The 6,391-nt window shown below is 72.6% G+C and carries 5 protein-coding genes; all 5 read right to left on the bottom strand.

Annotated features, from left to right (window positions below; genetic code table 11):
• Nucleotides 1-47: 47 nt before the first annotated feature.
• Nucleotides 48-668 (bottom strand): response regulator, encoded by a 621-nt coding sequence (locus ABD481_RS42670; protein WP_344671631.1) that lies wholly within the window; start codon nucleotides 666-668, stop codon nucleotides 48-50.
• A gap of 10 nt (nucleotides 669-678) precedes the next feature.
• A complete protein-coding gene (locus ABD481_RS42675; protein WP_344671632.1) occupies nucleotides 679-2,115 on the bottom strand; it encodes a sensor histidine kinase in 1,437 nt (478 codons plus the stop codon).
• 109 nt (nucleotides 2,116-2,224) lie between these two features.
• Complete coding sequence (locus tag ABD481_RS42680; protein ID WP_344671633.1) at nucleotides 2,225-2,947, bottom strand: ABC transporter permease; 723 nt, start codon at nucleotides 2,945-2,947, stop codon at nucleotides 2,225-2,227.
• A complete protein-coding gene (locus tag ABD481_RS42685; RefSeq protein WP_344671634.1) occupies nucleotides 2,944-3,891 on the bottom strand; it encodes an ABC transporter ATP-binding protein in 948 nt (315 codons plus the stop codon). Before ABD481_RS42685 ends, ABD481_RS42680 begins: the two co-directional genes overlap by 4 nt.
• A 140-nt stretch (nucleotides 3,892-4,031) precedes the next feature.
• Entirely contained in the window at nucleotides 4,032-5,129 is a 1,098-nt protein-coding gene (locus ABD481_RS42690) for a glycosyltransferase (protein WP_344671635.1), read from the bottom strand.
• Between the last annotated feature and the right edge of the window lie 1,262 nt (nucleotides 5,130-6,391).

Genomic DNA, 6,391 nt, shown 5'->3' on the forward strand with positions numbered 1-6,391 from the left:
TCCGGCCGGCCCGGCGGATCCGCGGTCCATCGGATTCCGCCGGGCCGTCACAGCCACCCGCGCTGCTGCGCCGCCTGGACCGCCTCCGTGCGGTTCCGGGCGGTGGTCTTCTGGATGCAGGCCGACAGATAGTTGCGGACCGTGCCCTCCGACAGGTGCAGGCGCTTGGCGATGTCGGCGATGGTCGCGCCGTCGGCGGAGGCGGACAGCACGTCGCGCTCGCGCGGCGTCAGCGGGTTCTCGCCGGCGGCCAGCGCGGCGGCGGCCAGGTCCGGGTCGATGACCCGCTCGCCGTTCAGCACCTTGCGGATCGCGGCGACCAGCTCGGCCACCGGCGCGTCCTTGACCAGGAAGGCCGACGCCCCGGACGCCATGGCCCGCCGCAGGAAACCGGGCCGCCCGAAGGTGGTGAGGATGACGATCTTGACCTCCGGCAGCACCCGGTGCAGCGCGTCGGCCGCGTCCAGCCCGGTCATCCCCGGCATCTCGATGTCGAGCAGCGCGACCTGCACCCCGGCGGCGCGGGCCGCGGCCACCACCTCGTCCCCGCGACCGACCTCGGCGACCACTTCCAGGTCGTCCTCAAGGTTGAGCAGCGTGGCCAGGGCGCCGCGCACCATGGCCTGGTCCTCGGCGAGCAGCAGGCGCACGACGGGCTGGTCGGTCATGGGGGCCAACCTATCGTCGATCGACAAGGCCCGGCTCCGCTTCGGGCACGGGGAGATCCGGGCGCGGAGAAGGGTTTTCGGGGCGCGGCGCGGGCGAGTCGGGCTGCCCGAGCGCGCACAGTTCGGAAGACTTCTGCGATGCTGGCGGCTTCGACAACTGCCGCGGCGCCGGCTGTTCCGGTACCGCCGCCGCCTCCGCCACCGTCCCCGGCGCCGGCTGTTCCAGTACCGCCGCCGTCTCCGGCGCCGCCGCGACCAACCGGAAGTCGCCGTCCGGCCCGCCGACCACGAGGCGTCCGCCAACCGCGTCGAGCCGCTCGCGCAGCCCGGTCAGGCCGTTGCCGCCGAAGTCGTCCGCCTCGTGCACCGCGGCCGCCAGTCCGCGGCCATTGTTGCGGACGCTCAGCACCACCTCGCCGTCGGTCCGGTCGATCCGCACGGTCACCGTGGTCGCGCCGCTGTGCCGGATCGCGTTGGTCACCGCTTCGCGCAGGCTCCACGCCAGCGCCGCCTCGGCCTCCGGCGCGAAGGTGCCGGAGGCCTGCGCCACCGACGGATCGGCGAGCAGCTTGATCTCGGCCGCCTCCAACGCCGCGGAGGCCGAGGCCAGCTCCACCGCGAGCGTCGCGCGCCGGTATCCGCTCACCGCCTTGCGGATGTCGGTGAGGGTCTCGCGGGAGACGTGCTCGATCTCGGCGACCTCGGTCAGCGCCGCCTCCAGGCGGGGATCGGGGTCGGCCGGCCCGGCCGTCCGGGCCCGCTGGAGCAGCCGTTGGGCCAGCTGCGCCTTCAGCGTGATCATCGACAGCGAGTGGCCGGTCAGGTCGTGCAGGTCCCGGGCCAGGCGCAGCCGCTCCTCGTTGGCGGCCAGCCGGGCGACGGTCTCGCGGGCCTCGTTCAGCTGGCCGATCACCAGCGCCAGCTGCCGGATGCCGATGGTCGACGCGCCGGCGAAGAACGTCGGCAGGATCAGCTCCAGCCAGTCGGTGTAGGAGGCGCCGGGGGCCAGCGCGACGCACAGCGTCATCAGGCCGACCACGACCAGCATGCCCCGCATCGCCTGGCGCCGCTCCAGCGGGAGGGACAGGCCGGCGCCGGTCCCGGTGAAGACCCACATCCCGGCCAGGTCCGAGTTGATCCACAGGCTGGTCGCGAAGGCGATCGCGCCCATGCCGATCAGTGCGGGCCGGGTCAGCCGGTGATCACGGTGCGGGGTGCCGATCGCCCCGGACCGCGGATACGCGGAGTACGACAGCGCGCCGTAGAGGAGGACGAACACGGTGATCGCCGCGTAGTTCAGCAGCTTCCACGGCAGGCCGTGGTCGGAGTGGATCACCTTCACCAGCGGATCCACCAGGTAGAACAGCCAGATCGCGGCGAACAGCCACTTGTAGCGGCCCGGCTGGCCGACCCGGGGGGCGTTCAGCCCGAGATCGGGCCCTGCCATGCTCCCGGGCGTCGTGCTGCTGTACGGACGCGGCACACCCCTCACCTCCCCAGCGGAACGCCGTCGGCCCCCCGGTCCGCCGAGGACCGGGGGAGCCGACTCGATCATGTCACTGCTCCCGGGCCGACCGGTACGAGACGACCGCCAGCGCCGCGAACACCGCGCCCCAGCCCAGCACGATCGCGATCGAGCCCATCGACACCGTGCCGCCGCTGATGATGTCGGTGCCCAGCTTGTGCGCCTGGTAGGTCGGGAAGAACTGCCCGATCTTGTCCAGGGTGCCGGACAGCGGGAACCACAGCCCGCCCAGGATCGCCATCGGGAAGAAGACCAGCATCACGGCCGGCTGCGCGGTCTCCGGGTCGAAGCGGTAGCCGATCGCCACCGCCAGCGAGACGAACACCATCGACGACAGCCACAGCACCACCGCGTTGGCGACCCACTTCCACGCGTCCATCTGCACCCCGAACAGGCCGGCGCCGAGCGCGAAGACCACCAGCACCGACGGGATCGTCGTCACCAGCGAGGTCACGACCTTGCTGAAGACGTAGCCGCCGCCCGGCAGCGGCGTCAGCCGCAGCTGGCGGGTCCATCCGGTCTTGCGCTCGGTGGAGATCCGGATCGAGTTGTTCATCAGCGCCCCGGCGAACGACCCGTAAGTGGCCATCGCCAGCATGTAGTAGGCCTTGAACTCCACGTCGCCGGTCAGCTTGTTGCTGTTGCCGATCGCGAGGTAGAGCACTGAGGGCATCGCGATCGCGAAGATCAGGTACCGCGTGTTGCGGATGACGCGCAGCACGTCCAGCTTGGTCAGCGTCCAGGTCGCGCTCATCGTCCCGCCTCCACCGCGTGGTTGTTGTCCTCCTGGGTGATGGCCAGGAACGCCTGCTCCAGGCCCAGCGCCTGGATCTCCAGATCGGCCGGCCGGTAGCCGGCGTCCAGCAGCGCGTACAGGGTGGCGTCCGAGTCCGAGGTCTGGAGCCGCACGACCTCGCCCTGCCGCTCCACGTTCACCAGGTTCGGCAGCCGGTACAGCACGGCGTCCTCCACCCCCGGCAGCCGGAACGACAGGCGCTTGGCCCCGGCGCTGGCCTTGATCTCGGCGGCGGAGCCGTCCGCCAGCAGCCGCCCCTTGTTGATGACGATGACCCGCTCGGCGAACTGGTCGGCCTCGTCCAGGTAGTGCGTGGCGAACAGCACGGTCTTACCCTCCAGCGCCCGCTCCCGCATGGTCGCCCAGAACGCCTGGCGGTTCTCCACGTCCATCCCGGTGGTGGGCTCGTCCAGGACGATCAGTGGACTGTCACCGATGATCGCCATCGCGAACTGCACCCGCTGCTGCTGGCCCCCGGAGAGCTTGTCCACCCGACGGTCGGCCAGGTCGGCGATGTTGGCCCGCTTCAGCGCCTCGGACACCGGGATCGGCCGCGGGTGCAGCTTCGCCCACAGCGTCACCTGCTCGCGCACCGTGACCTCGGCCATGAGGCCGCCCGACTGGAGCATCCCGCCCACCTTGCCGTGCTTGATGGCATCCCCGGCGCTGCCACCGAACAGGGCCACGCGCCCCGAGTCGGGCCGGCTCAGGCCCAACAGCATGTTCAGCGAGGTCGACTTCCCGGCCCCGTTCGGACCCAGGAAGGCGATGGTCTGGCCCGCCTCCATGGACAGGGTCAGCCCGTTCACCGCGTGCACCGGACCCTTGGGCGAGTGGAACGTCTTACTGACGTTCTCGAACTCGACCACCGCCCCGTCCGGGCCCCGTTCGTCGCGCATCATGTGTGAACTTCCTTCGGTTTCGGCCACTGGTTCCGCGTTCGCCACCCATGACACCACCGGCCGCGGCGCGCGGACCATTGTGAAACCTCGTGAACCCGGCATGACACCCGTCATGCCGGGCGCAATGATGAACCGCCTCACTACTGCGCGAGCAGCACTTCGCGATACAAGTCACTGATATGCGCCGCCTGCTCCGCGACCCCGTACCGCTCCAGGGTCCCCGGCGGCGCCGAGCGGTCCACCGGCCGCAGGCGTGCCGCGTCGCGGATCGCCAGGGCGAAGGCGTCCGGCCGGGACGGCACCCGCGCCGCCCGCGCGCCCAGCCCCGACAGGCCGTCCAGTGCCGGGGAGTCGGCGTAGACCGCGGGCAGCCCGCAGGCCACGGCCTCCAGCGGGGCCAGCCCGAACGTCTCCGACGGCGAGGGCGAGGCGAACACGTCCATCGCCGACAGCAGGTCCCTGATCTCCAGCACGCCGCCCCCGACGTCCCCCGCGAAATGCGCGCGCCCCGGGAGCAGGTCGGCCGCCATCCGCTGCAACCGGGCCCGGTCCGGGCCGGCCCCCACCAGCAGCAGGATCGCCCCGGCGATCCGGCTCACGGCCTGGATCAGCACCTCGAAGTGCTTGTCCGGGTCCAGCCGGCCGACGCCGCCGATCACGAACGCCTCGGCGTCCAGGCCGAGCATCTTGCGCACCAGCGTCCGGGCCTCGGCGTCGAACCGGAACTCCCGGGCGTCGATGCCGTTCTCGATCACCTCGACGCGGTCGATCCGCCAGGCCCGCAGGTAGTCCGCGACCGTCTGCGACACCGCGATCGTCACCCGGCCCATCCGCTCCGACGCCCGGTACAGGGCGCGGACGCCCAGCAGGTCCTTCGGCTTGCCCTCGATCTTGGTCCGCCCCAGCGAGTGCTCGGTCGCCACGATCGCCCGCACGCCCGCCATCCGGGCCGCTAACCGGCCGTACAGGTGCGCCCGGTACAGGTGGGTGTGCACGACGTCGAACCCGCCGTCGCGGATCAGCCGGACCAGGGCCATCAGGCTGGCCACGTCCCGGTTGGACGGCATCCGCAGGTCGTGGACCCGGAATCCCTCGGCCCGGATCCGCTCGCCGACCAGGCCGCCCTCGGTCAGGCACACCACCTCGCAGTCCTCGGGCAGGTGGGGCAGCAGCGTGGCCAGCTGGCGCTCCGCGCCGCCCGAGGCCAGGCCGGTGATGACATGCAGGACTTTGGTCATGCGGGGCCGCCTTCCTTCTCCCCCGCGCCGATGGGCGGATCCGGCGGCCGACCCGGCTCCACCGTCGCGGGCGCCGCCACGGGGACGGGCCGAGGTCATGGATCCGGGCCGCTTGGTCCGGCACTGGGAGGGCGCGCGCCGCCGCGCACGCCGGGGAGGCCCGCTGAGCCTTCGCGGGCTCGCCATTGGTGCGAACGCGCAGATCAGGGGCCGCGGTTCGACCGGCCCGGCAGCGGTCCGAGCTTTCGCGGACGCCGCCGCGGGGCGGGGCGCGAAGCGGGCTGTGGGCCGGGCTCCCGGTCGGTTTCCGGGTCGGGCGCGGAGTTGGGCGCCGAGACGGTTTCCAAGACGGTTTACGAGACGGTCGCCCGATCGGTCCCGGGATCGGTCGCCCGAGAGGCCCCGGGATCGGTCGCCAGACAGGACCCAGCGTCGGTCGCCGAATCGGTCCCGAGATCGGTTTCCGAGTCGGTTTCCGAGTCGGTTTCCGAGACGGTCGCGCGATCGGTCCGGGCGTCGGTCGCCCGACAGGGCCCAAGGCCGGTCTCCAAGTCCGCCACCGACTCGACTCCCGGGTCGGGGCCCGGCCGCGTCCTCGGGCGTCCGCCCGGTAAAACCGCCGGTCCCGGGCCGGAGGGCGGGCTCGCGCGGGCATGCGGCATGGGCGAACCACGCCCGTTGTTCCCCCCAGGATCCGCCGTCGGCCGTCCCCATAGCGGGATCCTAGGAGGCCGCTTTTAATGTGACAACGCCCGCGTCGGGCGACTGAACCGCTTCGTCCGATGTTCGGCTCATGTCAACCGATCCCCGCGCGTTCCGGCCACGCCGATCCCGCCACCCCGGCCGACGCTCGCCGCGCCGCTCGGGCAATTCCGCGGCGGCGCCGGGGCGCCGTCACCGGCCATCCCGCAGGCCCGATATCAGTTCGACCGAACCTCGACCAGCCCGAGGGAACCCCTACCGGTGCTCGATCCGGCCTCGACGGAGCCACCGCGGCCGCCCCGGCCGCCCCGGCCACTCCGGCCACTCCGGCCACTCCGGCCACTCCGGCCGCCACGGCTGCCTCCCTGGTCCCGCACCGACCCCAGCAGGTCCTCAGCGCTTGGACGCCGGCGCTCCGAGCAGTCCGCCCAGCAGCGACCCGTCCCAGCCCGCCGCCGGCGGACTGGCCGAGCCGGAGGTCGCCCCGCCGGTCGGCGTCCCGCCGCCGGTCGGCGACGGGCTCGTGGCGCCGCCGGCGGTCCCGCCCTCGCCGCCGGTGC

It is taken from the genome of Catenulispora yoronensis (assembly GCF_039531695.1).
GTDB classification, from domain to species: Bacteria; Actinomycetota; Actinomycetes; order Streptomycetales; family Catenulisporaceae; genus Catenulispora; species Catenulispora yoronensis.